Source organism: Mesorhizobium sp. Root102 (assembly GCF_001425625.1).
Lineage (GTDB): Bacteria > Pseudomonadota > Alphaproteobacteria > Rhizobiales > Rhizobiaceae > Mesorhizobium.
Map to the genome: position 1 here is coordinate 225,026 of NZ_LMCP01000045.1, position 24,780 is coordinate 249,805.

At 62.5% G+C, this 24,780-nt stretch carries 30 protein-coding genes; 23 read left to right on the top strand and 7 right to left on the bottom strand.

What is annotated here, in order from left to right; translation table 11 throughout:
• The first annotated feature begins 88 nt into the window (after nt 1–88).
• The 9 genes from glyA to ASD12_RS27395 all read left to right on the top strand — a co-directional run bounded on the left by glyA (nt 89) and on the right by ASD12_RS27395 (nt 7,027).
• On the top strand, nt 89–1,402 hold the full coding sequence (gene glyA, locus ASD12_RS27360) for a serine hydroxymethyltransferase (protein WP_056594056.1): 1,314 nt from the start codon (nt 89–91) through the stop codon (nt 1,400–1,402).
• 77 nt (nt 1,403–1,479) lie between these two features.
• Nucleotides 1,480–2,124, top strand: a complete 645-nt coding sequence (locus tag ASD12_RS27365) for a hypothetical protein (RefSeq protein WP_056594059.1) — start codon at nt 1,480–1,482, stop codon at nt 2,122–2,124.
• A 163-nt stretch (nt 2,125–2,287) separates the two neighbouring features.
• The gene (gene nrdR / locus ASD12_RS27370; protein ID WP_056594062.1) at nt 2,288–2,767 is read left to right on the top strand and encodes a transcriptional regulator NrdR; all 480 of its coding nucleotides are present in this window, start codon (nt 2,288–2,290) and stop codon (nt 2,765–2,767) included.
• A gap of 2 nt (nt 2,768–2,769) precedes the next feature.
• Entirely contained in the window at nt 2,770–3,891 is a 1,122-nt protein-coding gene (gene ribD / locus ASD12_RS27375) for a bifunctional diaminohydroxyphosphoribosylaminopyrimidine deaminase/5-amino-6-(5-phosphoribosylamino)uracil reductase RibD (RefSeq protein ID WP_056594065.1), read from the top strand.
• Nucleotides 3,892–3,952: 61 nt separating this feature from the next.
• Entirely contained in the window at nt 3,953–4,570 is a 618-nt protein-coding gene (locus ASD12_RS27380) for a riboflavin synthase (RefSeq protein WP_056594068.1), read from the top strand.
• On the top strand, nt 4,570–4,740 hold the full coding sequence (locus tag ASD12_RS34475; RefSeq protein ID WP_156398665.1) for a hypothetical protein: 171 nt from the start codon (nt 4,570–4,572) through the stop codon (nt 4,738–4,740). Before ASD12_RS27380 ends, ASD12_RS34475 begins: the two co-directional genes overlap by 1 nt.
• An 84-nt stretch (nt 4,741–4,824) precedes the next feature.
• Entirely contained in the window at nt 4,825–5,319 is a 495-nt protein-coding gene (ribH, locus tag ASD12_RS27385; RefSeq protein ID WP_056594071.1) for a 6,7-dimethyl-8-ribityllumazine synthase, read from the top strand.
• The gene (nusB, locus tag ASD12_RS27390; protein ID WP_056594075.1) at nt 5,316–5,816 is read left to right on the top strand and encodes a transcription antitermination factor NusB; all 501 of its coding nucleotides are present in this window, start codon (nt 5,316–5,318) and stop codon (nt 5,814–5,816) included. The genes ribH and nusB overlap by 4 nt, the downstream gene beginning before the upstream one ends.
• Nucleotides 5,813–7,027 (top strand): MFS transporter, encoded by a 1,215-nt coding sequence (locus tag ASD12_RS27395; RefSeq protein WP_056594078.1) that lies wholly within the window; start codon nt 5,813–5,815, stop codon nt 7,025–7,027. Before nusB ends, ASD12_RS27395 begins: the two co-directional genes overlap by 4 nt.
• 8 nt (nt 7,028–7,035) lie before the next feature.
• On the opposite strand, the gene ASD12_RS27400 is transcribed toward ASD12_RS27395, so the two are convergent.
• Entirely contained in the window at nt 7,036–7,608 is a 573-nt protein-coding gene (locus ASD12_RS27400; protein WP_056594081.1) for an NADPH-dependent FMN reductase, read from the bottom strand.
• Nucleotides 7,609–7,814: 206 nt separating this feature from the next.
• Between ASD12_RS27400 and ASD12_RS27405 the strand changes: the two genes are divergently transcribed.
• The 5 genes from ASD12_RS27405 (at nt 7,815) to ASD12_RS27425 (ending at nt 14,008) form a co-directional block, all read left to right on the top strand.
• The gene (locus ASD12_RS27405; protein WP_056594084.1) at nt 7,815–8,726 is read left to right on the top strand and encodes an ABC transporter substrate-binding protein; all 912 of its coding nucleotides are present in this window, start codon (nt 7,815–7,817) and stop codon (nt 8,724–8,726) included.
• Nucleotides 8,727–8,781: 55 nt separating this feature from the next.
• Nucleotides 8,782–9,945, top strand: coding sequence for an ABC transporter permease (locus tag ASD12_RS27410; RefSeq protein ID WP_056594088.1), 1,164 nt, complete (start codon nt 8,782–8,784; stop codon nt 9,943–9,945).
• A complete protein-coding gene (locus ASD12_RS27415) occupies nt 9,942–10,880 on the top strand; it encodes an ABC transporter ATP-binding protein (RefSeq protein ID WP_056594092.1) in 939 nt (312 codons plus the stop codon). Before ASD12_RS27410 ends, ASD12_RS27415 begins: the two co-directional genes overlap by 4 nt.
• On the top strand, nt 10,877–11,626 hold the full coding sequence (locus tag ASD12_RS27420) for an ABC transporter permease (protein ID WP_023810236.1): 750 nt from the start codon (nt 10,877–10,879) through the stop codon (nt 11,624–11,626). Before ASD12_RS27415 ends, ASD12_RS27420 begins: the two co-directional genes overlap by 4 nt.
• Before the next feature lie 240 nt (nt 11,627–11,866).
• Complete coding sequence (locus tag ASD12_RS27425) at nt 11,867–14,008, top strand: sodium-translocating pyrophosphatase (protein WP_056594095.1); 2,142 nt, start codon at nt 11,867–11,869, stop codon at nt 14,006–14,008.
• 289 nt (nt 14,009–14,297) lie between these two features.
• On the opposite strand, the gene ASD12_RS27430 is transcribed toward ASD12_RS27425, so the two are convergent.
• A complete protein-coding gene (locus ASD12_RS27430) occupies nt 14,298–14,813 on the bottom strand; it encodes an outer membrane protein assembly factor BamE (protein ID WP_056594536.1) in 516 nt (171 codons plus the stop codon).
• A gap of 114 nt (nt 14,814–14,927) precedes the next feature.
• On the opposite strand from ASD12_RS27430, the gene ASD12_RS27435 reads away from it, so the two are divergent.
• The 7 genes from ASD12_RS27435 to ASD12_RS27465 all read left to right on the top strand — a co-directional run bounded on the left by ASD12_RS27435 (nt 14,928) and on the right by ASD12_RS27465 (nt 19,757).
• Nucleotides 14,928–15,476 (top strand): ubiquinol-cytochrome C chaperone family protein, encoded by a 549-nt coding sequence (locus ASD12_RS27435; RefSeq protein WP_056594098.1) that lies wholly within the window; start codon nt 14,928–14,930, stop codon nt 15,474–15,476.
• Complete coding sequence (locus tag ASD12_RS27440; RefSeq protein WP_056594101.1) at nt 15,473–16,021, top strand: DUF177 domain-containing protein; 549 nt, start codon at nt 15,473–15,475, stop codon at nt 16,019–16,021. Before ASD12_RS27435 ends, ASD12_RS27440 begins: the two co-directional genes overlap by 4 nt.
• Nucleotides 16,022–16,134: 113 nt before the next feature.
• A complete protein-coding gene (gene plsX, locus ASD12_RS27445; RefSeq protein WP_056594104.1) occupies nt 16,135–17,205 on the top strand; it encodes a phosphate acyltransferase PlsX in 1,071 nt (356 codons plus the stop codon).
• Nucleotides 17,206–17,214: 9 nt separating this feature from the next.
• Complete coding sequence (locus tag ASD12_RS27450; RefSeq protein ID WP_056594106.1) at nt 17,215–18,186, top strand: beta-ketoacyl-ACP synthase III; 972 nt, start codon at nt 17,215–17,217, stop codon at nt 18,184–18,186.
• A gap of 103 nt (nt 18,187–18,289) precedes the next feature.
• Nucleotides 18,290–18,613, top strand: coding sequence for an integration host factor subunit alpha (locus ASD12_RS27455; RefSeq protein WP_013532231.1), 324 nt, complete (start codon nt 18,290–18,292; stop codon nt 18,611–18,613).
• 126 nt (nt 18,614–18,739) lie between these two features.
• Nucleotides 18,740–19,279 (top strand): MerR family transcriptional regulator, encoded by a 540-nt coding sequence (locus ASD12_RS27460; RefSeq protein ID WP_023810244.1) that lies wholly within the window; start codon nt 18,740–18,742, stop codon nt 19,277–19,279.
• A gap of 175 nt (nt 19,280–19,454) precedes the next feature.
• A complete protein-coding gene (locus ASD12_RS27465; protein ID WP_056594109.1) occupies nt 19,455–19,757 on the top strand; it encodes a hypothetical protein in 303 nt (100 codons plus the stop codon).
• Nucleotides 19,758–20,000: 243 nt separating this feature from the next.
• Here ASD12_RS27465 and ASD12_RS27470 read toward each other — a convergent pair whose 3' ends face one another.
• Both ASD12_RS27470 and ASD12_RS27475 read right to left on the bottom strand, forming a co-directional pair.
• The gene (locus ASD12_RS27470) at nt 20,001–20,219 is read right to left on the bottom strand and encodes a hypothetical protein (protein WP_056594112.1); all 219 of its coding nucleotides are present in this window, start codon (nt 20,217–20,219) and stop codon (nt 20,001–20,003) included.
• Between the two features lie 200 nt (nt 20,220–20,419).
• Nucleotides 20,420–21,034: a hypothetical protein gene (locus ASD12_RS27475; RefSeq protein WP_056594115.1), complete on the bottom strand. Its 615-nt coding sequence runs from the start codon at nt 21,032–21,034 to the stop codon at nt 20,420–20,422.
• 284 nt (nt 21,035–21,318) lie between these two features.
• Between ASD12_RS27475 and ASD12_RS27480 the strand changes: the two genes are divergently transcribed.
• Together ASD12_RS27480 and ASD12_RS27485 are read left to right on the top strand one after the other, a co-directional pair.
• On the top strand, nt 21,319–21,603 hold the full coding sequence (locus tag ASD12_RS27480; RefSeq protein WP_056594539.1) for a helix-turn-helix transcriptional regulator: 285 nt from the start codon (nt 21,319–21,321) through the stop codon (nt 21,601–21,603).
• 190 nt (nt 21,604–21,793) lie between these two features.
• The gene (locus tag ASD12_RS27485; RefSeq protein ID WP_056594117.1) at nt 21,794–22,255 is read left to right on the top strand and encodes a YbaK/EbsC family protein; all 462 of its coding nucleotides are present in this window, start codon (nt 21,794–21,796) and stop codon (nt 22,253–22,255) included.
• A gap of 414 nt (nt 22,256–22,669) precedes the next feature.
• Here the strand turns inward: ASD12_RS27485 and ASD12_RS34480 are convergent, their stop codons facing one another.
• Genes ASD12_RS34480 through ASD12_RS27495 form a run of 3 tightly spaced genes read right to left on the bottom strand, consistent with a single transcriptional unit; the run spans nt 22,670 to nt 24,726 of the window.
• The gene (locus tag ASD12_RS34480) at nt 22,670–22,813 is read right to left on the bottom strand and encodes a hypothetical protein (protein WP_156389001.1); all 144 of its coding nucleotides are present in this window, start codon (nt 22,811–22,813) and stop codon (nt 22,670–22,672) included.
• 6 nt (nt 22,814–22,819) lie between these two features.
• Complete coding sequence (locus tag ASD12_RS27490; protein ID WP_156389002.1) at nt 22,820–23,512, bottom strand: hypothetical protein; 693 nt, start codon at nt 23,510–23,512, stop codon at nt 22,820–22,822.
• Between the two features lie 32 nt (nt 23,513–23,544).
• Nucleotides 23,545–24,726, bottom strand: coding sequence for a hypothetical protein (locus ASD12_RS27495; protein ID WP_056594124.1), 1,182 nt, complete (start codon nt 24,724–24,726; stop codon nt 23,545–23,547).
• Nucleotides 24,727–24,780 lie beyond the last annotated feature (54 nt).

Genomic DNA, 24,780 nt, shown 5'->3' on the forward strand with positions numbered 1-24,780 from the left:
GCACGTCGCCCAAAAGTGTGCAGCGTTTTTTTGGGGCAACGACTGGCATAAATCGAAAATTGCCCCCGAACCCCGAGGATTTCAGGCCATGGCAACAGCAGCGGCAGTGTCGAACAAATTCGAATCCTTCTTCGAAACCACGCTGGCCGACGCCGATCCGGAGATTTTCGGCGCCATCCGCAACGAACTCGGCCGCCAGCGCCATGAGATCGAGCTGATTGCCTCGGAAAACATCGTCTCGCGCGCCGTGCTGGAAGCGCAGGGCTCGATCATGACCAACAAATATGCCGAGGGCTATCCGGGCAAACGCTACTATGGCGGCTGCCAGTTCGTCGACGTGGCCGAGGAACTGGCCATCCAGCGGGCGAAGACGCTGTTCGGCTGCAACTTCGCCAACGTCCAGCCGAATTCCGGCAGCCAGATGAACCAGGCTGTGTTCCTGGCGCTCTTGCAGCCCGGCGACACTTTCATGGGCCTCGACCTCAATTCCGGCGGCCATCTGACCCACGGTTCGCCGGTCAACATGAGCGGCAAATGGTTCAAGGTCGTCTCCTATGGTGTGCGCCAGGACGACCATCTGCTCGACATGGACGCCATCGAGAAGACCGCGCATGAGACCAAGCCGAAGCTGATCCTGGCCGGCGGCACCGCCTATTCGCGGGTCTGGGACTGGAAGCGCTTTCGCGAGATCGCCGACGCTGTCGGCGCCTACCTGATGGTCGACATGGCGCACATCGCGGGGCTCGTCGCCGGCGGCGTGCATCCGTCGCCGCTGCCGCATGCCCATGTCGTGACCACCACGACGCACAAGTCGCTGCGCGGCCCGCGCGGCGGCATGATCCTGTGCAATGACGAGGACATCGCCAAGAAGATGAATTCGGCGGTGTTCCCCGGTCTGCAGGGCGGCCCGCTGATGCATGTCATCGCCGCCAAGGCGGTCGCCTTCGGCGAAGCGCTGAAGCCGAGCTTCAAGGTCTATGCCGAAAGCGTCGCCGCCAACGCCAAGGCGCTCGCCTCCAGTCTCAAGGAAACCGGTCTCGACATCGTCTCCGGCGGCACCGACAACCATCTGATGCTGGTCGACCTCAGGCCCAAGAACGCCACCGGCAAGCGCGCCGAGGCGGCCCTTGGCCGCGCCAACATCACCTGCAACAAGAACGGCATTCCGTTCGACCCGGAAAAGCCTTTCGTCACCTCGGGCGTGCGTCTCGGCACACCGGCTGGCACCACGCGCGGCTTCGGCCAGGCCGAATTCCGCGAGATCGGCAAGCTGATCGCCGAAGTGCTGGATGGTCTCAAGGTCGCCAATTCCGACGAGGGCAACGCCGCTGTCGAAGCCGCGGTCAAGGCCAAGGTCGTGGCGCTGACCGACCGTTTCCCGCTCTATCCCTATCTCGGCTGACGCGATAGGAAGTCTTGCCGCCTGCTGCGGACGACAAGCGTCGTCTCGGCAGGCCGGGGCGACCGGCAGGAGCCTTGATGATGCGACTATTTCGTTTCGCCGACCTTGGCGCCGTTGGCGCTCTGGCCGCTTTGATGGCCTTGCCGCTGCCCGGCATCGCCTTGGCGCAAACTGCACCCGCTCAGCCGACGCAACCCGCTCCTGCCAAGGCCGCACCCGCGGCGCCGGCCCCGGCACCCAAGCTCGAGACCTTCGGCAGGTGGTCGACCTTGGTCGACGAGGTCGACACCGGTGAGGATCTCCGCAAGACCTGCGCGGCTTCGACCGCCTTTATCGGCGCCGGTGGCGTGCCCGGTACCCTGACGCTCGTCATCACGAACGGCGATGCACTGCCGCCGGATGCCTACCCGACCGTAACCATCGCTGTCGACAACAAGGATCTGCCGGCCGGCAATTCCGTCGCCGCCACCTTCGGCGATGACAAGGGCCGCGTCACTGCCAAGCTCCATTCCGATGGCGCCGTCAACGGCCGGCTCAGCTGGACCGTGGACAATCAGGCCAAGACCAGCCTGGCGCTCTTGCGCGCCATGCGCCGAGCATCGGCGCTTGATGTCTCCTTTGGCGATGCGCCGGTTGGAAGCATATCCATGGACGGCTTCACCAAGGCCTATCGCAGCCTCGGTGCATCGTGCGGGTTTCCGACCACCGATGTCGCTCCCTGACGACATCGGCACGCAGTCCGGCTGCTTGGCGAGGCTGGCAATCTTGCATGCGCCTCGCTATCTCTGTGGCTGAGAGGCGAGGGGCTGGTGGCGATACTTTGCCATCGTTGCAAAAACCTCTAAGCCTTTCGCTTCACCAGATTCGCCAACCAAAGGCTTCTCCATGCGCTGTCCCTATTGCCAGTCTGAAGATACGCAGGTGAAGGATTCGCGCCCCGCCGAGGATGGCGCGGCGATCCGCAGGCGGCGCGTCTGCCCTGATTGCGGCGGCCGCTTCACCACCTTCGAGCGTGTGCAGTTGCGCGATCTCGTGGTGGTCAAGAAATCGGGTCGCAAAGTGCCGTTCGACCGCGACAAGCTGTTGCGTTCGGTGGAGATCGCCGTTCGCAAGCGCAATGTCGATCCCGAGCGCATCGATCGCGCGGTGACCGGCATCGTGCGCCAGCTCGAAAGTTCCGGCGAGACCGAAGTGGCCTCCGGTGAGGTCGGCCGGCTGGTCATGGAAGCGCTGAAATCGCTCGACGATGTCGCCTATGTCCGTTTCGCCTCGGTTTACCGCAATTTTCGCGAGGCCAAGGATTTCCACGAATTGCTGGGCGAGCTCAAGGGCGACGAAATCAAGGGTGAAGAGGACGCCAGCTGAGCATGACTGTAAGTGAACAGGCCGCCCTTGATCGCCGCTTCATGGCGGCGGCACTCAGACTGTCGCGAAAAAATGCCGGGCGCACCGCGACCAACCCGTCTGTCGGCACGCTGATCGTGCGCGATGACGGCAATGGCCCGATGATCGTCGGCACCGGCGTCACCGCTGTCGGCGGCCGCCCGCATGCCGAGACCGAGGCCCTGGCCGAGGCCGGCGAGCTCGCGCGTGGCGCTACCGCTTACGTCACTCTCGAACCTTGCGCCCACCATGGCCGCACGCCGCCCTGCGCCAATGCGCTGGTCAATGCCGGCGTCGCGCGCGTCGTCGGCGCGGCCAGCGATCCCGATCCGCGGGTGTCCGGCAAGGGTTATGCGATCCTGCGCGCCGCCGGTGTCGAGGTGGTCGAGAAGGTGTTGGCGGCGGAAGCCGCTGAGCAGATGGCCGGCTATTTGATCCGGTCGTTGAGAAAACGCCCAGAAGTGATTCTCAAGCTTGCGCTTTCCAGCGACGGCAAGATCGGCCGGGAAGGCGGGGGGCAGGTGTCGATCACCGGCGATATCGCGCGCCGCGAAGTGTATCTGATGCGGGCCGCGGCCGATGGCATACTGGTCGGTATCGGCACGGCCCTTGAGGATGATCCGGCCCTGACGGTGCGCTTGCCGGGGCTAGAGAACCGTTCGCCCGCCCGCATCGTGCTCGACCGGCTGATCAGGTTGCCGGAGGCCTCGAAGCTGGTTTCGGGCGTGGATCGGGTGCCGCTCTATGTCGCCGCTTGCCTGGAGGCCGATCCGTTGCGGCGGGCAGCGCTCGAACGCGCCGGGGTGCGCTTCATAGGCACCGAAACACATGAGGGCGGCGTAGCACTACCGGAACTGCTCGAGGACCTGGCCGCGCTCGGCATGGCCAGCGTGCTGGTCGAAGGCGGCGCCAAGGTGGCGAGCGCCTTCCTGGCGGATGGGCTGGTCGACCGCATCGTGCTGTTCCAGGGGCCAGAAGCGATCGGCGACGACGGCATTGCATCGCCGATCGACGCGGACCATATCCCGGCAGGTTTTCGCAAGCTGCGCGAGATGCACTTTGGCGAAGACAGCTACGCCGAGTGGATAAGGGATATCGGACCATGATCCCGAAAAGTGGCAACCGGTTTTCGGACAAGATCATGGTCAAACGGGAAGATAGGATCTGATGTTTACCGGAATTGTCACTGATGTCGGCACTGTCGCTGCCGTCAAGCCGCTCAGGGAAGGGGTGGGTTTGCGCATCGACACCGCCTATGACCCGCAGAGCATTGCTGTTGGTGCCTCGATCTCCTGTGGCGGCGTCTGCCTGACGGTTACGGCCTTGCCCGACAGCGGCTCGAACGCACGCTGGTTTGAGGTCGAGGCCTGGGAAGAGGCGCTCAGGCTGTCGACGGCGATGGGCTGGAAGTCGGGCACGCGCATCAATCTGGAACGGGCGCTGAAGATCGGCGACGAACTCGGCGGCCATATCGTTTCGGGCCATGTCGACGGAATGGCCGAGATCGTCGAGCGCAAGGATGAGGGCGACGCGGTGCGTTTTACGCTGGAGGCACCGCGCGAACTGGCAAAGTTCATTGCGCCAAAAGGCTCGGTCGCACTCGACGGCACCTCGCTCACCGTCAACAAGGTTGAAGGCACGCGCTTCGATGTGCTTTTGATCCACCACTCTCTGACCGTGACCACCTGGGGCGAGCGCGAGGTCGGCGACCGCGTCAATCTCGAAATCGACACCATGGCCCGCTACGCGGCGCGGCTGGTGGAGGCGGCGAAAGAGGGGCTTTGATGGTCAAGGATAGACGGATCTCGGCTGAACAAGAAGAAGAACTCCGGTGCCCGACACTCGAAGCGCTGGCCGATGTGGACGCCGGTCGTGTGATCGATCATCAGACCGTAGAGACCTGGGTTGATAACCTCGACAGCCATCTCAAAAACGAGGTTAGTGAACCTGAATAGGTTGGCAAACCGAGCGCGCGCAACATCTTCGCTTGCGATGAACCCGGCTTCGGCCTAAGTCACCGGCGATCCCCGGAGACTTTTATGGCTGGCACATCCCAACACGGCAAAGCCTTCATTCGTCCGAAGACGAAGGCGCATCTGCTCATTGTCGAAGCGCGCTTTCACGACGACCTTGCCGACGCGCTGCTCGAAGGCGCGACCAGCGCGCTTGATGAAGCGGGCGCGACTTACGACGTCGTCACCGTTCCAGGTTCGCTCGAGATTCCCGCGGTGATTACCTTCGCGCTGGACGGCGCGACGGAAGGCGGCACAAATTATGACGGCTTTGTTGCGCTCGGCACCATCATCCGCGGCGATACCTATCATTTCGACATTGTCGCCAATGAATCCAGCCGCGCGCTCATGGACCTGTCCGTGCAGGACTCTGTCTGCATCGGCAACGGCATCCTCACCACCGAGAACGACGCGCAGGCGTGGACGCGGGCCAAGCGCTCGGAAGGCGACAAGGGCGGCTTTGCCGCGCGTGCGGTGCTGACCATGATTGCCCTCAAGGAACAACTGGGAGCGCGATCGTGAGCGAACCCGCTTCGCCCGGCCAGCCGGCCGTGCGCCATGCCAACAAGCGCGGCGCTGCCCGTCTGGCCGCCGTACAGGCGCTCTATCAGATGGACGTCGCCGGCAGCGGTGTCTTCGAGATCACCGCCGAATACGAGGCGTTTCGCCTTGGCAAGGAAGTCGATGGCGCGCTCTATCGCGAGGCCGATGCGCAATGGTTTCGCGCCATCCTGGCGGGCGTCGTCGAGGACCAGAAGATCATCGATCCGATCATCCGCCAGGCGCTGACCGAGGACTGGCCGCTGTCGAGGCTCGACTCGACGCTGCGCGCCATCCTGCGCGCCGGCGTCTACGAGTTGATGAAGCGCGAGGATGTCCCCGTCGCCGTTATCGTCTCCGAATATGTCGACATCGCCAAGGCATTCTACGAGGAAGACGAACCGAAGCTGGTCAATGCCGTGCTCGACCGTGTGTCACGCCGGGTGCGTGGCGAGGGGCGCGGCAAGGACGCATCATGACGGCAATCGCCGTCGGGGCGAGAGGCAAGGAGGCGCGCCGCACCGCGCTGATCCTCGCCGCCTCGCAGGCGATCATCGGCTCGGCGGCCCCCATCGCCATTTCCATGGGAGCGCTGGCCGGGCAATATCTGCTTGGTCCCGACAAATCATTGGCGACAGCGCCGATCACCGGCTTCAACATCGGCGTGGCGCTCGGCGCGCTGCCCGCTGCGGCCATCATTCGCAGCATGGGCCAGCGCGGCGGCTTCATGACCGGCACGATCGTCACGGCGCTTGGCGGCCTCGTCGCCACGCTTGCGCTTTTTCGAGGCAGCTTCTGGCTGTTTGCCTTTGGCTTGCTCACGATCGGTGTCGGTGGCGCCTTCGTCCAGCAGTTCCGCTTCGCCGCTGCCGACAACGCACCGCCGGAATTCAAGGCGCGCGCCATCTCCTTCGTGCTGGCAGGCGGTATCGTTACTGCCATCCTCGGGCCGCAGATCGTCATCTTCACCCGAGAATTGTTGGCGCCGGTGATGTTTGCCGGTTCGTTCGTCTCCATCCTGCCGCTGGCCGCGGTCGGCGCCATTATCCTGTCGTTTCTGCGGCTGCCGGCGAAAGCATCCGGCAAGGTGGAGATCGCCGCCAGCGACGCCAGGCCATTGGCCGAAATCGTCACGCAGCCGCGCTTCGTCGCCGCGCTTTTCTGCGCGGTCGGCAGCTACGCGCTGATGAGCTTCGTCATGACGGGCGCACCGCTGGCCATGGTCGGTTGCGGGCTGTCGGAGACCGACGCGACGCTCGGCATCTCCTGGCACGTCATGGCGATGTTCGCGCCAAGCTTCTTCACTGGCTCGCTGATCCATCGCTTCGGTGCCGAACGCGTTGTGGCCGCCGGCCTGGTCCTGCTCATCGGCTGCGCCATTGTCGCTCTGTCGGGCCTGGCGCTGTGGCAATTCTGGACGTCGCTGGTCCTGCTCGGCCTTGGCTGGAATTTCGGCTTCATCGGCGCCACGGCGATGGTGTCGGCCAGCTACCGGCCGTCGGAAAAGGGCAAGGTGCAAGGCTTCCACGACTTCGTCCTGTTCGGCTCCGTCGCCTGCGCCTCGCTGATGTCGGGCATGGTCTACAACGCCTGGGGTTGGGAGATGCTGAACTGGATGATATTCCCGGTTGCTGTGCTCTGTTTCGTTGCGCTAGGCGCGCTGAAGGTGACTAGAACGCGCCCGGTTTGACGCCAAACCTATGCGTCCGGCGGCAACACTTGAAGCACCCGCGCTATGAACATGTGGAACTCAGCCATGTAGTTGCGTAGGAAGTCCTCGGTGGATTCGACCGTCACTTCGCCGTCGTCCGTTATCAGTCCCGGCGTGAACTGGATATAGGCTTCCGGCGCATTCATCTGGGGTGAGTTGCAGAAGCTCAGAACGCTGCGCAGGCTTTGTTGGGCGACAGCGGTTGCGATGGCGCCCGGCGATGTTCCGATGACGGCGGACGGTTTGCGCGCGAATGAATTCTTTCCATAGGGGCGGCTGGCCCAGTCGATCGCGTTCTTCAATCCGCCAGGGATCGAGCGATTGTACTCCGGGGTAACGAACAGCACCGCCTGAACGGAGGCGATCGCCTCTTTGAAATCCCGGGCGACCGGTGGGAAATCCGCGTCATAGTCGTAACTGTAAAGGGGCAGATCCCTGAAGGCGATTTCCGTCATTTCAAGTTCCGGAGGAGCCAGTTGAACGAGCGCCTTCGCGAGCTTGCGGTTGATGGATTCCCGGGCAAGACTGCCGATGAGGTAACCGACTTTGTGTATGGCCATGACACGCTCTCCGTGTTTGCCACCCGCACCCTCATTGCATTATCCGCCAGATGGCAGCAGATCGCCAGCGTCGCCTCGAAATCGGCCTTCCGAACAAAAATATTGCGCTGATCCCCCTTGTTATGAAACCGTGTGCCCCGACTGGCCGTTGAAGCCATGCTCATATGCGGCTACCGCATTTCGGTTCATAGCAAGGGGTTTTCACGATGTTTTCAGTCAAGGTTCTCGCCGGCGCGGCATTGGCGCTCGGCATTACGGCGGCTTCCGCCAGCGCCCAGGTGGTTGTCTCTTCCAAGATCGACACCGAAGGCGGCGTGCTCGGCAACATCATCCAGCTCGTCCTCAACGCCAACAACATCAAGACATCAGACCGTATCCAGCTCGGCGGCACGCCGGTGGTGCGCAAGGCGATCATCGCCGGTGAGATCGACATCTATCCCGAATACACTGGCAACGCCGCCTTCTTCTTCGAGAAAGCGGACGACCCGGTCTGGAAGGATGCCGCCAAGGCCTATGAGACAGCCAAGAAGCTCGACTACGACGCCAACAAGATCGTCTGGCTGTCGCCGTCGCCCGCCAACAACACCTGGGCCATCGCGCTGCGCAAGGAAGTCGCCGAGACCAACAAGCTCGCCACGCTCACCGACTTCGGCAAATATGTCGCGGGCGGCGGTCAGGTGGTGCTGGCGGCTTCCGCCGAATTCGTCAATTCGGCTGCCGCCCTGCCGGCCTTCCAGACCACCTATGGCTTCACTCTGAAGCCTGAGCAACTGATCACGCTCTCGGGCGGCGACACCGCGGCAACCATCGCCGCTGCCGCCAACCAGACCAGCGGCGCCAACGCCGCCATGGTCTACGGCACCGATGGCGGCATCGCGCCGTCCGGGCTCGTCGTGCTCGACGACGACAAGGGCGTGCAGCCGGTCTACCAGCCGGCGCCGATCATCCGCGAGGCGGTGCTGAAGGAGCATCCCGAGATCGAGACGCTGCTGAAGCCGGTCTTCGCCAAGCTCGACCTCGTCACACTGCAGGAACTGAACGGTCGCGTGCAGGTCGGCGGCGAGCCGGTCAAGGGCGTCGCCGAGGACTTCCTGAAGAAGAACGGCTTCCTGAAGTAGAACGATTCCGGCGCGTCGCCTTCGTGGCGCGCCGGATCGACTGACGGGGGAGGGCGTGAACATCCGCTTCGACAAGCTCGGCGTGGTCATCGCCGCGATCGTTGCCTACGCGGCTTTCGCCGCGCCCTTCGCCACGTTCCGCGCCAACCGCATCGTTCCCGGCCAGGCGCGCTCGATTCTCGAGGCGCTGCCGGCAACCACCGGGACGCTGCTGCTCGCCATTGTTGTCGCCGCCGCGCTCATTGCTCTGTTCAGGACACCGCTCGTGCTGCGCCTTGCCGCCAGCGTGGTTGCGCTTGCCGCGATCGCGCTGCTGATCGGCGTCGCCGGCACTTTTCTCACGCCGGCAGGCAACACCTTTGCGAGGGTTTCTCCGGCCTCGGGTTTCTGGATTCTCATCTTTGCCTTCACGCTTTTGCTCGCCGACGTGCTGACACGGCTGAACCTGTCGCCATTGGCACGGGTTGGCGTGCTTGTTGTCGCGGCTTTGGCGATCGGGCTGCTCTTGATTTCGGGAAGCTGGGACAACCTTTCCATCCTCAAGGAATACGCCAACCGCGCCGACAGTTTCTGGGCCGAAGGCTCCAAGCACGTGACGCTGGCGCTCGGGTCTCTGCTTGCTGCGGTGGTCATCGGCCTGCCGCTCGGCATCCTGTGCCATCGCGTCGAAAGGCTGCGCGCCGGCGTTCTCAACGTGCTCAACATCATCCAGACCATCCCCTCGATTGCGCTGTTCGGCCTGCTGATCGCGCCGCTCGGCTGGGTTGCCACGCATGTGCCGGGGGCTGCCGCGCTCGGCATTCGCGGCATCGGCACCGCCCCGGCTTTCGTCGCGCTGTTCCTCTATTCGCTGCTGCCGGTCGTGGCCAACACCGTGGTCGGTCTCGCCGGCGTGCCGCGCGCCGCCAACGACGCGGCGCGCGGCATGGGCATGACCGACAGGCAGCGCCTGTTCGGCGTCGAGTTTCCGCTGGCCTTTCCGGTGATCCTCACCGGCATCCGCATCGTTTTGGTGCAGAACATCGGTCTTGCCACCATCGCCGCGCTGATCGGTGGCGGCGGGTTCGGCGTGTTCGTCTTCCAGGGCGTTGGCCAGACGGCGATGGACCTTGTGCTGCTCGGTGCGGTGCCAACGGTCGCGCTCGCCTTTGCCGCCGCCATCATCCTCGATGCGGTGATCGAAATGACTGCCACCAAGCGCAGGGTTGAAACAGCATGATCGAGATCGAAGGCATTACCAAGCGCTATGACGCGACAACAGTGGTCGATGACGTCTCGATGGTCATCGAGCCGCGCACCATCGCCGTCATTGTCGGCACGTCAGGCTCCGGCAAGACGACGCTGCTGCGCATGATCAATCGGCTGGTCGAACCGACCTCGGGCGTCATCAAGCTCGACGGCGCCGACAATCGTTCGCTGCCTGGCTACGAACTGCGCCGCAGCATCGGCTACGCCATCCAGGGCCATGGCCTGTTTCCGCATCGCACGGTGGCACAGAACATCGCCACCGTGCCGGTGCTGCTCGGCTGGGACAAGGCCCGCATCAAGGCCCGGGTCGACGAACTGATGACGCTCTATCAGCTTGATCCCGAAGCATTCGGGCCGCGCTACCCGCACGAACTGTCAGGCGGCCAGCAGCAGCGCGTCGGCGTTGCCCGCGCGCTCGCCACCGAGCCCAACGTGCTGTTGATGGACGAACCGTTCGGCGCGCTCGACCCGATCATCCGCACCAAGGCGCAAGAGGATTTGCTGGCGATCCAGAAGCGCTTCGGCACCACCATCATCCTCGTCACCCACGACATGGAAGAGGCCGTGCATATGGGCGACAAGATCGCGGTCATGGATGCCGGCAAGCTGGTGCAATACGCCAAGCCCGCCGAGATCCTGGCGCGGCCGGCAAGCGCCTTCGTCGAAACCCTTGTCGGCGCCAGTGAAAGGCCATTCCGGTTGCTGTCGCTCGGCCGCGTGCGCGACGCCGTGGAGAAGGGCCCCGCCGAAGGCGAAGCGATCCCCGGCGATGCCAGCCAGCGCGACGCGCTGGCTGAACTGCTATGGTCGGGCCGGCCGGCTCTGCCGGTAAAAGGGGCCGACGGCAAGCCGCTTGGCCGAGTCACGGTCGACGGTCTGGTGAAACGCGCGGCGAGGCCGGCATGAAGGCCTGGCTTCCATCGCTGCTCAGGCTAGCCCTGGTGGTGCTGCTCGTCGCCTTCGTCACCAATCCCGGCTGGTTCGAGCCGCTGCTGAAGCCGCTGACCGAGAACAATGCGCCGGTGATCTACAACCAGGGCAGCCTGCTGACGCTAACATTGCTGCATTTGCGCACCGTTCTGATCGCCACCGTGGCTGCAACCATCGTCGCGGTGGCGCTTGCCATCCTGGTCACCAGGCCGGCCGGCGCCGAATTCCTGCCGCTGTCGCGCAGCCTGGTCAACATCGGCCAGACCTTTCCGCCGGTGGCGGTGCTGGCGCTTGCGGTGCCGGCCGTTGGCTTCGGTGAGAAGCCGACGCTGATCGCGCTGTTTCTCTACGGCCTGCTGCCGATCTTCGAAAATGCGCTGACCGGCCTGACGACGCTGCCTGCCAATGTCGTCGAGGCGGCGCGCGGTGCCGGCATGACCGGTTGGCAAAGGCTCACCAAGGTCGAGCTGCCGCTCAGCGCTCCGATCATCCTGGGTGGCATCAGGCTGTCGGTGGTGATCAGCCTCGCCACCGCCACCATCGGTTCGACTGTGGCCGCCAAGACGCTAGGCGAGGTGATCATCGCCGGGTTGTTGTCCAACAATCTCGCCTTCATCCTGCAGGGCGGCCTGATTGTGGCAGCCCTTGCCGTGCTGATCTATGACGGTCTGTCGGCGATCGAGCGCTACACGGCGCGCCGCATGGGCCGTGAAGCGGAGTAGGCGCGTCCCGCGTCAGGGCCAATTTCAATCGATCTAATAGGACCGCGCTGACGGCAGTCGTTGGCTTGGCCCAAACCATTTAGGCGAAAGCCGGGCAAAAACCGAACAATATCTTGACGTTCGCAGCCCTGTTTCGCATACACCGCTGCGAAGAGGCGGATTCCGTGCACGGAATCCGGTCTTTGTCTCAACGGCCCAGGGAGGGGTTCTTTTGGGCCATCAATCGAGGAAAATCCGGCAATGACAATTATTTCCGCCGTCATCGCCTGCGGCCTGCTTTCAATCCTTTACGCCATCTGGGCGACACGTTCGGTCCTTGCGGCCGATCAGGGCAATGCACGCATGCAGGAAATCTCCGCGGCTATCCGCGAGGGCGCACAAGCCTATCTGGCGCGTCAGTACACCACCATCGCCATCGTTGGCGTCGTCGTCCTCGTGCTCGCCTGGTGGTTGCTGTCCATCACCGCCGCGATCGGCTTCCTGATCGGCGCCGTGCTTTCGGGCGCCGCCGGCTTCATCGGCATGCATGTCTCCGTTCGCGCCAACGTTCGCACGGCGCAGGCCGCATCGAACAGCCTCGCCGCCGGACTCGACATCGCGTTCAAATCGGGCGCCATCACCGGCATGCTGGTTGCTGGCCTGGCCCTGCTCGGCGTATCGATCTACTACCTCGTCCTGACCCACTTCATGGGCCTGCAGCCCAATGACCGCATTGTCATCGACTCGCTGGTCTCGCTCGGTTTCGGCGCATCGCTGATCTCGATCTTCGCCCGTCTCGGCGGCGGTATTTTCACCAAGGGTGCCGACGTCGGCGGCGATCTCGTCGGCAAGGTCGAAGCCGGTATTCCCGAAGACGATCCGCGCAACCCGGCCACCATCGCCGACAATGTCGGCGACAATGTCGGCGACTGCGCCGGCATGGCCGCCGACCTCTTCGAAACCTATGCGGTGACCGTCGTCGCCACCATGGTTCTCGGTGCCATCTTCTTTGGCGGCACGGCCATTCTCGGTGCCGTGATGCTCTATCCGCTCGCAATCTGCGGCGCCTGCATCCTGACCTCGATCATCGGCACCTTCTTCGTCAAGCTCGGCGCCAACGGCTCGATCATGGGCGCACTCTACAAGGGCCTGATCGTCACCGGCCTCTTGTCCATCGTCGGTCTCGGCGTCGCCACCTCGGTATGCCTCGGCTGGGGCGAGATCGGCACCGTCGCCGGCATGGCCATCACCGGCAAGAACCTGTTCATCTGCGGCCTGATCGGCCTCGTGGTGACCGGTCTCATCGTCGTGATCACCGAGTACTACACCGGCACCAACAAGCGCCCGGTCAACTCCATCGCCCAGGCGTCGGTCACAGGTCACGGCACCAACGTCATCCAGGGCCTTGCGGTCTCGCTGGAATCGACTGCACTGCCGGCGATCGTCATCGTCGGCGGCATCATCTCGACCTACCAGCTTGCCGGACTCTACGGCACGGCGATCGCGGTCACGACGATGCTCGGCCTTGCCGGCATGATCGTTGCGCTCGACGCCTTCGGCCCGGTCACCGACAATGCCGGCGGCATTGCCGAAATGGCCGGCCTGCCCAAGGAAGTGCGCCAGTCCACCGACGCGCTCGACGCGGTCGGCAACACCACCAAAGCAGTAACCAAGGGCTACGCCATCGGTTCGGCCGGTCTCGGCGCACTGGTGCTGTTTGCCGCCTACTCGAACGACCTGAAGTTCTTTGCCGCCAATGGCGACAAATATCCCTACTTCCAGGGCATGGGCGAGATCTCCTTCGATCTCTCCAACCCCTACGTCGTCGCCGGCCTGATCTTCGGCGGCCTGATCCCGTATCTGTTCGGCGGCATCGCCATGACGGCTGTCGGCCGTGCGGCGGGCGCCATCGTCGAGGAAGTGCGCAAGCAATTCCGCGAGGATCCGGGCATCATGGCCGGCACCTCCAAGCCGAACTACGCACGCGCGGTCGACCTTTTGACCAAGGCGGCGATCCGAGAGATGATCATCCCGTCGCTGCTGCCGGTGCTGGCGCCGCTGGTCGTCTATTTCGGCGTGCTGCTGATCTCGGGCTCGAAGGCGTCCGCCTTTGCCGCCCTTGGTGCCTCGCTGCTCGGCGTCATCGTCAACGGCCTGTTCGTCGCCATCTCGATGACCTCGGGCGGCGGCGCCTGGGACAACGCCAAGAAGTCCTTCGAAGACGGCTTTGTCGACAAGGACGGCGTCAAGCACCTGAAGGGTTCCGAAGCGCACAAGGCTTCGGTGACCGGCGACACGGTCGGCGATCCCTACAAGGACACCGCCGGCCCGGCCGTCAACCCGGCGATCAAGATCACCAACATCGTCGCGCTCCTTCTGCTGGCCGTGCTCGCGCACGGCTGATCACGGAGCCATCGCTCGAAAACAAACCCGCGGGAGCAATCCCGCGGGTTTTTGTTGAGCGAAGCCGACGTCGACGCTTAGGACACTTCTCTTCCCTTGGTCCTTGCAGCGCATGCGTGCTCCAGCAACCTCATCCAGGCCCCGGATCGTGTTTCGGTGGCTGGAGACCCGCTGGCACGCATGCCACTTGCCTCGACCGTGGCCATAACAAAAACCCGCAGGATCGCTCCCGCGGGTTTTTGGTCGCCTGAGATAATGCTGCCTCCTCAAAGGGGAGGCAGGTCTGAGATCAGGGAGTGCCGCCGCCGGGAATGCCGGGGGCCAGCTTGCTGGCGCCGTTGATGATCTGGCTGAGGAAGTTCTGGTCCTTGCCGCCGGTCGGTGTGGTGCGCGAGATGAAGTCGAACATCTTGCCGTCCTTCAGCCCGTAATTGGCTATCTGGGTGACGCGGCCGTCGGCGCCGAAATAGACCGCCAGCACCTTCTGATCGATGAGCCGCGGCTTGTCGAAGGCGACGTAGCGCTTGCGCGTTTGCGAAATGTAATAGAAGGCCTCGTTGTCGAAGGTCGCCGTCGTCGACGGCGTGCCGAGCGCCAGAAGCACCTGCTCGCGGCTGGAACCGACGGGCACCGAATCGATTGCCTGCTGGTCGATGACGTAACCCTGCGTCAGCGTCTCGCTGGGGCTGAGGTCACCAATCATCTTGTTGGTGTGGCAGGCGGACAGCGCCGAAACAATCACCAGCAGCGAGATTGCGCCAGCGGGCCTGGACGAGAAGGTCGACTTGAAATTCAGCGCGCGCAACAACAACTCCATTAGCTGGCCGCAACTTGCGCTGGGCCGCGAAACCGGTAAACCAGCTTGCTTGCCGATGCAACAAGGCCACTTCAACAAACGGTCCCCAGGAGACCATCCCCAATGTTCCAGCGCTTTTTTGGCCGCGAACGCCATGCCAACCGCGCTATCACCGAGGCGCTTTACGCACAAATCGTGGCGGCGGCGCGGCAGACCGTGTTTTATTCCCACTGGAATGTGCCCGACACGCCGCTCGGCCGTTTCGAGATGCTGTCGCTGCACATGTTCCTGTTCCAGCATCGGTTGCGCGGTGAGGGCGGCGTGGCGCAAGAGGTCGCTCAGGTGCTGATCGACGAGTTCTTCCTCGACGTCGATCATTCGCTGCGGGAGTTAGGCATTGGCGACGTTGGCGTGCCCAAACGCATGAAAAAGCTGGCAAAGATGTTTTATGGCCGAACCGCCGCCTATGACGATGCGCTGGAAAGAGACGATCTCGACGGGCTCACCGCAGCCCTTGCCCGCAATGTCCGGCCTGACGCCGGTGCCTGGCCGGAAGCATCGCTGCTGGCCAACTATGTCACCGACGCCTGCAACCAGCTGGCCGCGCAGATACCCGAATCGATTGTCTCCGGTACGCTGGCCTTTCCCGTCGCCAAGGGAGGTGAACAATGAAGCACGTTGATCCGCAAAGCCCGGTATCCTTCCGCGCAAACGTCACGCGCCTGCCGCAGAAGGGTCTGCCGGTCGTTATCGAAGCCGATGCCGCACAGCGTGCGGCACTGGCCGAGGAGCACGGGCTGATTTCGGTCGAATCCTATCGCGCCGAGCTTGTGGTGGCGTCATGGAAGCGCAATGGCGTGAAGATCAGCGGTCGCGTCGAGGCCGACATCACCCAGGCCTGCATCGTCACGCTCGAGCCTGTCGAAGCGCATATCGACGAACCGGTCGAAGCTCTGTTGCTGCCCGAGGACTCCAAGCTTGGACGCCAGGGTTTCGATGGCGGCGGCGAGATCCTGCTCGACGCGGAAGGCCCTGACAGTCCCGAAACATTTTCCGGTGACACGATCGATGTCGGGGCACTTGCCGAACAGTACTTCGGACTGGCCATCGACCCTTATCCGCGCAAGCAGGGCGCCTCGCTGAACGCCGGCAGCGAGACCGAGCCGGCGGAGAATGAATTCCAGCAAAAACTGCGATCCTTGCTGGGAAAATCCTGAAAACCTCACTTGCGACGGAAAAGTCGGTTGTGCGGCAGCCCAAAACCGTTATTTTCGCCGAACCTTCGGGGTCGCTAAAGCGACCTGCCGCCTAACCGTGAGATAAATACCGCGTGATCAGGATTTCCATCGATGCCATGGGCGGCGATCACGGACCAGCCGTGGTTATTCCGGCGCTCATGACGGTCGCGACCCGCCGTCCCGACATCCGATTCGTCATCTACGGGCGAGAGGAGGTCGTGCGCCCGGAACTGGCCAAGTTTCCGAAGCTCGCCGAGGTCAGCGAGTTCTTCCATTGCGAAATAGCGGTCAGGATGGACGACAAGCCGAGCCAGGCGCTGCGCCACGGCCGCTGGAAGTCGTCGATGTGGAAGGCCGTCGAAGCGGTCAAGGCCGGCACGGCGGACGCCTGCATTTCGGCCGGCAACACCGGCGCACTGATGGCGATGTCGAAATTCTGCCTGCGTACCATGGCCACCATCGAACGCCCGGCGATCGCAGCACTTTGGCCGACATTGCGCGGCGAAAGCGTGGTGCTGGACGTCGGCGCCACCATCGGCGCCGATGCGCACCAACTGATCGACTTTGCCATTCTCGGCACCGGCATGGCGCGCTCGGTCTTCGGCATCGCCCGGCCCAGCGTCGGTCTGCTCAATGTCGGGGTCGAGGAGATCAAGGGCCAGGAAGAGGTCAAGGAGGCCGGGCGCATGCTGCGCGAAGCCAACATGGCCTCGATGAATTATCATGGTTTCGTCGAAGGCGACGACATCGGCAAGGGCGTGGTCGACGTTGTCGTCACCGAAGGCTTTGCCGGCAACATCGCTCTGAAGACGGCGGAAGGCACGGTGCGCCAGATCAGTGGCTATCTGCGTGCGGCAATGAGCCGGACTCTGATGGCCAGGATCGGCTATATCTTCGCCAAGGGCGCCTTCGATCGCCTGCGCGAAAAGATGGATGTCGGCCGCTCCAATGGCGGCGTCTTTCTGGGGCTGAACGGCATCGTCGTGAAGAGCCATGGTGGTGCTGATTCGGACGGTTTCGCCGCGGCGATCGAGCTTGGCTATGACATGGTGCGCAACAATCTGCTCGACCGTATCGAGGCCGACCTGGACCTGTTCCATGCGCGCAACCCGCATGCCCTGACATCTAGGAAATCCGACGTCGTTACCGACGCAAAGGAATAGGAAAGAACTTTGATCAGATCAGTCGTGCGCGGCACGGGCGCCGCGCTGCCCCGCAGAATCATGAAGAATGCCGATTTCGAAGGCATGGTCGAAACCTCCGACGAGTGGATCGCCCAGCGCACCGGTATTCGCCAGCGCCATATCGCTGGGGATGATGAGACGACGGCCTCGCTGGGAGAAGCGGCGGCGCGTGCCGCACTTGCCAATGCCGGCCTCACCCCCGCCGACATTGATCTGATCGTGCTGGCGACCTCGACGCCCAACAACACATTCCCGGCCACCGCCGTCGAGATCCAGAACCGGCTCGGCATGCATCACGGCTTTGCCTTCGACATGCAGGCGGTCTGCTCCGGCTTCGTCTACGGGGTAACCACCGCCGATCTCTACATCCGCGGCGGCCAGGCCAAGCGCGTCCTGGTCATCGGCTCGGAGACATTCTCACGCATCCTCGACTGGAGCGACCGCTCGACCTGCGTGCTGTTCGGCGACGGCGCCGGTGCAGTAATCCTGGAGGCCGGCGAGGGGACTGGCACGATCGCCGACCGCGGTGTTCTGGCGGCCAGCCTGCGCTCCGACGGTACGCACAAGGATAAGCTTTTCGTCGACGGTGGGCCGTCGACCACGGGCACGGTCGGCCACCTCCGGATGGAGGGCCGCGAAGTCTTCAAGCATGCGGTCGGGATGATCACCGACGTCATTGAGGCGACGTTCTCACAAGCCGGTATATCAGCCGATGATCTCGACTGGTTCGTGCCGCACCAGGCCAATAAACGAATTATTGACGCTTCCGCCAAGAAGCTCGGGATAGCTGAGCAAAAGGTGGTGGTTACGGTCGATTTGCACGGTAACACCTCGGCAGCTTCCGTTCCGCTGGCGCTTTCGGTGGCCGTCGCCGACGGCCGCATCAAGAAGGGCGATCTCGTCCTCCTGGAAGCGATGGGTGGCGGCTTCACCTGGGGCGCTGTTCTGGTTCGCTGGTAAGTGCCGAACGGTCCGGTTTCGGTCCTTGACCTTGCCGGATCAATTACTTAGGCTCTGCCGTTGTTGTGCCGAATTTTATGTTTTGAACTGATGGGACGGTCGCATGGGGGGAAAGACACTTACGCGCGCCGACCTTGCCGAGGCAGTTTACCGGAAGGTCGGCCTGTCGCGCACTGAATCGGCCGAACTCGTCGAAGCAGTGCTGGACGAAATCTGTGAAGCGATCGTCCGCGGCGAGACGGTGAAGCTGTCGTCCTTCGCGACATTCCACGTCCGCTCCAAGAACGAGCGCATCGGTCGCAACCCCAAGACCGGCGAAGAAGTGCCGATCCTGCCGCGCCGGGTGATGACCTTCAAGTCGTCGAACGTGCTGAAGAGCCGTATTCTGCGCTCGCACCAAAGCGGCAAGGCAAAAAGCGGCAAGTAGCGCCACTGCGCGGTTGAAAACCGCCGCCGCCATGACGCCGGGCTTGAATATTGCTTCATAAACCGCTGAAGTAAGACCCGATTCGGCAGGATAAGCCGGATCATCGTCCAGCGTGAGGATTCGCCCATGGACAAGAGCCCGGACGCCTTTCGAACCATCAGCGAGGTCGCCGAAGATCTCGATCTGCCGCAGCATGTGCTGCGCTTCTGGGAAACGCGTTTCAACCAGATCAAGCCGATGAAGCGCGGCGGCGGCCGTCGTTACTACCGGCCGCAGGATGTCGAACTGATCAAGGGCATCCGCCACATGCTCTACGACCAGGGTTACACCATCAAGGGCGTGCAGAAGCTGTTGCGCGAGAACGGCAATCATTTCCTGGTCGCCATCGGCAATGGCGACATGGCCGCCGTCGAGGCGATCTCGCAGCGCAGGCAGGCCGATCAGGTGCCGCTGACCCCTGCAGCCCAGCCGCGCGGCATGGATGACGAACTGGTTGGCCAACCGCGGGTCAAGCCAAGCCGTCGCTTTTTCGGCCTGGGCAAGAGCGACGAGGACGGTCCGGTGCAGCCGGACGCGTCGAAGCTCTCGCGCGACAATCGGGCCTTGCTGCAGGAGGCGCTGTTCGATCTCCTGGAATGCAAGCGCCTGCTGGACCAGGTGCGCTAAAATTCCAGGAAAAGTGTGAGACGGCTTTCCCGGGACAAGCGTACCGCGCTTTCCCTTGGGAATTACGCAAAAGCAAAGAGATAGAGCAGCCCAAAGCGGCATCGATATTTCGAAAACCGGAACCCGTCTCCCGGTGGGGCGTTACGTTTCCTTCTGCAAGTGAAGGAAACACATCATGGCATCATTTTCGACCCTCTCGGACATCGATCTCGACAGGCAGGTCGCGGCTCTCACCAAGGAACTGGCCAGTTTGAAGAGGGCTGTGGCCAAGCGAGGCGGCGCCTATTACGAAGACGGCCGCGATGCCGCGCTCGACACCTATTCCGATCTCGCAGGGCGTGTGCGCGATGCCATGCCGGCAATCCGCAAACAGGGCAGGGTGATCGAGAAGTCGGCGCGCGACCATCCGGCGGCAGCCGCCGCGGTCGGCCTTGTAGTGATCGGGCTTGTTGCCAGCCTGCTGTTCAGCCGGCGCTGACGAGTAGATCCGGTCCTCCGGACTGGGGATACCTGGCCCCGGTCAAGAGTATCCATTGCGATATCGCGAATTGCCCTCGCGCAAAAGATTTCGCGGTATCGGGATTTGCGCCACAATCCTCACGCTGTCGTTCGACGAACTGGGCGAGCCCGAATTCTGTCGAGCCTCGCGTCGCTTTGCCAAAGAGAAGCCAGCCTGGAACACGAAGCCAAGGCCGGTCTTCTCGTTGGCAGTCTGGTATGCTTAGTAGGCCTTCTTCACCATCTTCTTCATGTGGTGGTGAGGAACGTGATGGCGGTGATGCACGGGGTGGTGGTGGCGGACGTGGTGGTGGTGGCGGACGTGGTGGTGACGATGATGCTTGGCCATCGGGGCTGCATCCGCGCTCGTCGCGCCGATCACCGGCACTGTGAAAGCCAATGCAACTGCAAGCCCGAGGGCCGAGAGGAGGGACTTCTTCATGGATCGTTTCCTTTTCTTTCGCGGGCGTCTATGAATCGGGGCGGTAGCCCGGCCGCCGCGAATGGGATTACGCTCCCGAATTTTTTCGTCAGTATTTCCCGATTATAGAATTTTGTTTCTGGACTGTTTCTGGGGAATCCGGGCTGCCACACGATCCGCGGCAAGATCGAAGGGTGGCGACTTGGCCGCCGCCTGTTCGACTACATCGGCGGAACGACACCGTTGTTACCGACCACGACGCGACTGCTGCTCAGCTTGCCGTCGCTGTCCCGCTGAGCAGTAACGAACACTGTAGCACCCGGCTTGAGGTCGGTCGGCGTGGCCGGCGCGAAGGTCACGACAGGTGTATTGTCAGGGATCGAAATCTTCTTCGTCTGGCCATTGTCATAGGTCAGCGTGACCGCTCGCCCGCTGACGTCGGTGACGTCGGCGACGGTGCCGTTGGTCATCCGGCTGTTTGGCTGCAGGTCCCAGGGACGGTCACCCTCGCCGGTGCCTTTCAAAGCGGCCGGGAAAATCACCACCTCCAGGGCGCCGCTGCCGCCATCCGCTTTCGACACGGAGGCGATGCCGAGGAAATCGCCCTGCTTGATGTCCTTTACGGATGCGTTGGCGACGCCCGAGATCTTCCAGTCGGCATTGAGCTTGATTGCCGAAGTGTCGCCCTGGCGGGTTTTCACGGTGAGCAGCGTTGGCTCGAAACTGACCACGGTGCCGCGCACGCGCTGCGTGTCGGCGGCTCGGGCGCCGCCGATACCGGCGACGGAAAGGCTGGAAATCGTGCCAAGCACGACCAGGAGTGTCTTCAAGTTCATTGCAGAGATCCTTCCGGGAACAGGCTGGCTGGAACCGGATGGTTTTCACGCCAGCGACCAGAAGATAACGAACGAGCGGGGCGAAACTGCCGGGGCACAGGGTGATCGGACGGTCAAAACAACTTGATCGCGACGTGTGGGCGAGCCAACCGAATGTGCCCGTGGTTCACGATCCCGTGACGGTCCGTTTGGCTCTTGGCAAATCACTGCCGAACGGGCATCTTCCCGATCGTCTCAGGCAACACTCCTCATTTGATCAAACTCTTTCAGTCATGGAGTTGCCAATGCCCCATAATGCAAGAAGCGCAGCCCTCTCCGAACCGGCAGCCAACGGGAGCGGGTCAGATTACAGCACCCTCAGAGCGATGCGGGAAACCCGCGGCTACAGCGTGGAAAAGCTTTCCCTGACATGCGGTCTGGCGGTCGACGAGATTGAGGATATCGAGAACGGCAGGATAACGGATCCGTCGAAGCTGCGTCGTATTGTGTCCGCGCTTCGACTTCCCCAGGAGGCTCTGATCAGCCCGGCCGTGCCGACGCCGGCGGCGCAAGGTCGATCCCCGGCATAAATCCGCACCAGGCATTCCAGAGAACCCGCCAAGGCCCTCCCTTGGCGGGTTTCCTTGTACCTGCCGCAGCGTTCTGCTTCAGCCTGGCGCTTGCCGATCTGTGTGTCGCACGTGCTTATACGCGCGGCGGCCCTGGCTGCTGAACGGTAATCCGCCGTCCATCAAGTTTTTGAACAATGGGTTTTTCGATATGAGCCTGGAATCCGTTCGTGCCTTCTTCGCCGCCCACGCACCCGACATCGATGTCATCGTTACCGAGGCGAGCTCGGCGACGGTGGCATTGGCGGCTGAGGCGCATGGCGTGCTGCCGGCACAGATCGCCAAGACGATCTGCCTGCGCGTCGGCGACCGCACCATGCTGGTGGTGACCAGCGGCATCGCCAGGCTGGACAACCGCAAGTTCAAGGACCAGTTCGGCGGCAAGCCACGCATGCTCGACGCCGCCGAGGTTGTCGAAGCAACGAGCCATCCGGTCGGCGGTGTCTGCCCGTTCGGCCTGCCGGCGCCTCTGCCGCTTTATTGCGACGTATCGCTGCGCGAATTCGACGAGGTGGTGCCTGCGGCCGGCGCCACCAATGCGGCGGTGCGGATTGCGCCGCAGTGCATGGTTGAGATCACCGGCGCTGAGTGGGTGGATGTGTGCCAGGCTTAGAGACCGGGTCCAATCCAGAGCTGAAACCAGAACGGCAAGGGAAGGGGCGATTCGAGGATCGGCTGATCTGGCTGGGGGACTTCGGGGGCAAGTCCTTGTTTAAAATGGTCGGAGTGGCCGGATTTGAACTTTATCCGGAGTCGGAGTGTACAGTGTGTAGATTGATTTTTCGCGGGCTTCCGGATCGCTCTCACGATATCGCGACCCCGAATGATCTCGGCCAGCGGTGACAACGACAAGCATTGCGTTGCGCTCGGATACCGCTACTTTCCCCCGGGAACTTGGCCTGGGTACAACGTGAAAACATCAAAAATCACCGCCGTCGATTTCTTCGACGATCTTGGAGGTAGGGCCACGGTGGGGAACTCCCGTCGCCAGTTATGTGGCCGAGCCGATGCGCCCGAACCCCGCCCTCTAGACCGAGGACAGCCCCGAGACGAAGACACGGAAGGCCGGTACCAACCCACCCCCAGCCCTGTGGAGCTTCAGCCGATCCGACTGCATGGCAAACCTGCCAAGCAGGCGAGCCTTCTTGCCTTCAACCTTGACAGGGAACATGAGAGACTAGTCGTTCAGCTTTCCGCCCCGGTGTCCCATCGTCATCTTGGAAGCGTACATTGTTGGTGAGCGCTTCCCCGGCATGTTGGCGTCAAGAACGAGCTGTTCGATGAAGCCTTGGTTCATCTCCAACTCCACGCATTCGTCGAGCTTATCGACGAGCCAAACCGCGTAGCCTTCAGGTTCCTTGGCGTCAAATTCCGAATCGTCCGCCGGAATCTTCGGCTCCGGAAACGCCGGGATGATCATTATCTTGGGCTTTGGCAAATCATAGGTATGTCCCTCATAGGCATAACCGACAATTATCCCGCACGATGTTTTCTGTTCCGGAGATGATCCGAGCATGAAGGTACTGCCTACCGTTGAAAGGACCGCAGTGCCAAAATTCTTCAGGTCGATCTTGAAATGATAGGAGACTCTGATTGGTATTTTTGGAAATGGAATGTTTCCATTTATTATATCTTGGCGGCCTTTGTTGCTGTTATATTTCTTCAAAACGTCAAGTGCGCTGACATGTTGCTCGTCGGTGATGGGTTCCCCAGGCGCGGTTTCGACATACATGCCGGTGTCCCCAAAGGGTGCTGGCGCACCGGGCACGCTGAGTCCAATTTCCGCCCCCAAGCCATAGAGCCTGACCTGTGTTGCGTTGTAAGCGCCTGATGGAAACGTTAGTGTCGGTCGGTGATAGTCGTCGCTCATTTTCCTCGCTCCTTTTTGCTGCATCCTTCAGTTCACAAGATCTCCCGCCAGCTGAAGTTCTCATCGAATTTTTCCGCGAGCATCGGCGCGACGCGATCGCTGGCGTCCACCACCAACGCCGCGGCCTTTTCGAACGTCAGGTCATCCGCATCGAGGCGCGGCCATGCCTGAGCAAGTGCGAGGGCCACTTCGTCCCTTGCTCTGATCAGCATGCTCTTGAACATGAAGGGCCGAGCGCGAAAGGCGCGGGACGTGAAATCCGAGATGCGCTGCATGTCGGACTGGTCGACATCCTTGATATCGATCCCCAGCAGCCGCTCATCGGCCAACCCCTCGTGCACCAATGCCGCGTGGTAGACGTCGACGATCGTGTCGAACACAGCCCCCGTGAACGGCCGTGACCTGTCATGGATTTCCGCCGTCACCTCCGACATGCGGCGTGCGTTGCTGGCGAGGCGTATCTGCCGATCGCCAGTCAGTTCGGCTATCCGGTTCAATTCATTGAGAACAAGCAGGTTGCCATCGCAGTGCCGCAGCAGCCGGTCCATGCCGCTGTCGAAATTCAGGAAGGACAACAGCGAGACCAGATCCGAGCTGGCTTCGTGGAACGGTCCGAAATCGCCTTGAGTCAGGCCGCCGGCTGGTGTCCCGAACAGCGAAAACAAGATTGCGTGGCCGACCTCATGTGCGATCACATCGAAGTTGAGCGCATAGGGATAGTTGCCTCCGTCGATGCCGCGCTCTCGGCCGAGTTCCAGATAGCCATAGCCCGATTGCGCATTCTCCCAGTCGACGAAGGGGATGATTTCGAGCCGCTCGTACGTCTCGGCGAAGTACCAGACAATCGGTTTGCCGATGTAGCTTTCCCAGATGTCCAGCACGCGGCCGACCGAGGCGAAAGCGTGCGCAGAAAGGAACTGCCGCGAGGTCAGGGAAAGCTGATCGTAATGGCCGTCAAAGCCAGCCTCTGCAGGCGGAAAGATTTCGCCGACAAACGGTGGCAGATAAGGGTAGTCGTAAGGCTCCTTGTCGAGGAGCGGATCGCGAACGTAGATGCGGTGATCTTCCGGGCCGGAGCGGATCAGGTCGGGTGGAGTAGAAATCCATACTGTTTCGGGTGTTCCGTAACCCGAAAGGTGAGGGACCTGCGGGTAGACCAGGAACCGCGTTCCCAGCAACGAATCTTGCGCAACGACACGATCGACCGCGTCCAATTGCTTGGCTCCCTCTAACGCTCCCATGCTATCACGGCGCTTACGTTACGTAAA

What these genes read in the sequence shown, in the direction of transcription:
- ASD12_RS34480 (WP_156389001.1), bottom strand. Translation starts at nt 22,813, where the DNA reads ATGTTCCCTGTCAAGGTTGAAGGCAAGAAGGCTCGCCTGCTTGGCAGG.
- ASD12_RS27425 (WP_056594095.1), top strand. Translation starts at nt 11,867, where the DNA reads ATGACAATTATTTCCGCCGTCATCGCCTGCGGCCTGCTTTCAATCCTT.
- nrdR (WP_056594062.1), top strand. Translation starts at nt 2,288, where the DNA reads ATGCGCTGTCCCTATTGCCAGTCTGAAGATACGCAGGTGAAGGATTCG.
- ASD12_RS34475 (WP_156398665.1), top strand. Translation starts at nt 4,570, where the DNA reads ATGGTCAAGGATAGACGGATCTCGGCTGAACAAGAAGAAGAACTCCGG.
- glyA (WP_056594056.1), top strand. Translation starts at nt 89, where the DNA reads ATGGCAACAGCAGCGGCAGTGTCGAACAAATTCGAATCCTTCTTCGAA.
- ASD12_RS27435 (WP_056594098.1), top strand. Translation starts at nt 14,928, where the DNA reads ATGTTCCAGCGCTTTTTTGGCCGCGAACGCCATGCCAACCGCGCTATC.
- ASD12_RS27465 (WP_056594109.1), top strand. Translation starts at nt 19,455, where the DNA reads ATGGCATCATTTTCGACCCTCTCGGACATCGATCTCGACAGGCAGGTC.
- ASD12_RS27475 (WP_056594115.1), bottom strand. Translation starts at nt 21,034, where the DNA reads ATGAACTTGAAGACACTCCTGGTCGTGCTTGGCACGATTTCCAGCCTT.
- ASD12_RS27440 (WP_056594101.1), top strand. Translation starts at nt 15,473, where the DNA reads ATGAAGCACGTTGATCCGCAAAGCCCGGTATCCTTCCGCGCAAACGTC.
- ASD12_RS27420 (WP_023810236.1), top strand. Translation starts at nt 10,877, where the DNA reads ATGAAGGCCTGGCTTCCATCGCTGCTCAGGCTAGCCCTGGTGGTGCTG.
- ASD12_RS27380 (WP_056594068.1), top strand. Translation starts at nt 3,953, where the DNA reads ATGTTTACCGGAATTGTCACTGATGTCGGCACTGTCGCTGCCGTCAAG.
- ASD12_RS27485 (WP_056594117.1), top strand. Translation starts at nt 21,794, where the DNA reads ATGAGCCTGGAATCCGTTCGTGCCTTCTTCGCCGCCCACGCACCCGAC.
- ASD12_RS27395 (WP_056594078.1), top strand. Translation starts at nt 5,813, where the DNA reads ATGACGGCAATCGCCGTCGGGGCGAGAGGCAAGGAGGCGCGCCGCACC.
- ASD12_RS27365 (WP_056594059.1), top strand. Translation starts at nt 1,480, where the DNA reads ATGATGCGACTATTTCGTTTCGCCGACCTTGGCGCCGTTGGCGCTCTG.
- ASD12_RS27400 (WP_056594081.1), bottom strand. Translation starts at nt 7,608, where the DNA reads ATGGCCATACACAAAGTCGGTTACCTCATCGGCAGTCTTGCCCGGGAA.
- ASD12_RS27480 (WP_056594539.1), top strand. Translation starts at nt 21,319, where the DNA reads ATGCCCCATAATGCAAGAAGCGCAGCCCTCTCCGAACCGGCAGCCAAC.
- ASD12_RS27470 (WP_056594112.1), bottom strand. Translation starts at nt 20,219, where the DNA reads ATGAAGAAGTCCCTCCTCTCGGCCCTCGGGCTTGCAGTTGCATTGGCT.
- ASD12_RS27460 (WP_023810244.1), top strand. Translation starts at nt 18,740, where the DNA reads ATGGACAAGAGCCCGGACGCCTTTCGAACCATCAGCGAGGTCGCCGAA.
- ribD (WP_056594065.1), top strand. Translation starts at nt 2,770, where the DNA reads ATGACTGTAAGTGAACAGGCCGCCCTTGATCGCCGCTTCATGGCGGCG.
- ASD12_RS27455 (WP_013532231.1), top strand. Translation starts at nt 18,290, where the DNA reads ATGGGGGGAAAGACACTTACGCGCGCCGACCTTGCCGAGGCAGTTTAC.
- ASD12_RS27490 (WP_156389002.1), bottom strand. Translation starts at nt 23,512, where the DNA reads ATGAGCGACGACTATCACCGACCGACACTAACGTTTCCATCAGGCGCT.
- ASD12_RS27415 (WP_056594092.1), top strand. Translation starts at nt 9,942, where the DNA reads ATGATCGAGATCGAAGGCATTACCAAGCGCTATGACGCGACAACAGTG.
- ASD12_RS27405 (WP_056594084.1), top strand. Translation starts at nt 7,815, where the DNA reads ATGTTTTCAGTCAAGGTTCTCGCCGGCGCGGCATTGGCGCTCGGCATT.
- ribH (WP_056594071.1), top strand. Translation starts at nt 4,825, where the DNA reads ATGGCTGGCACATCCCAACACGGCAAAGCCTTCATTCGTCCGAAGACG.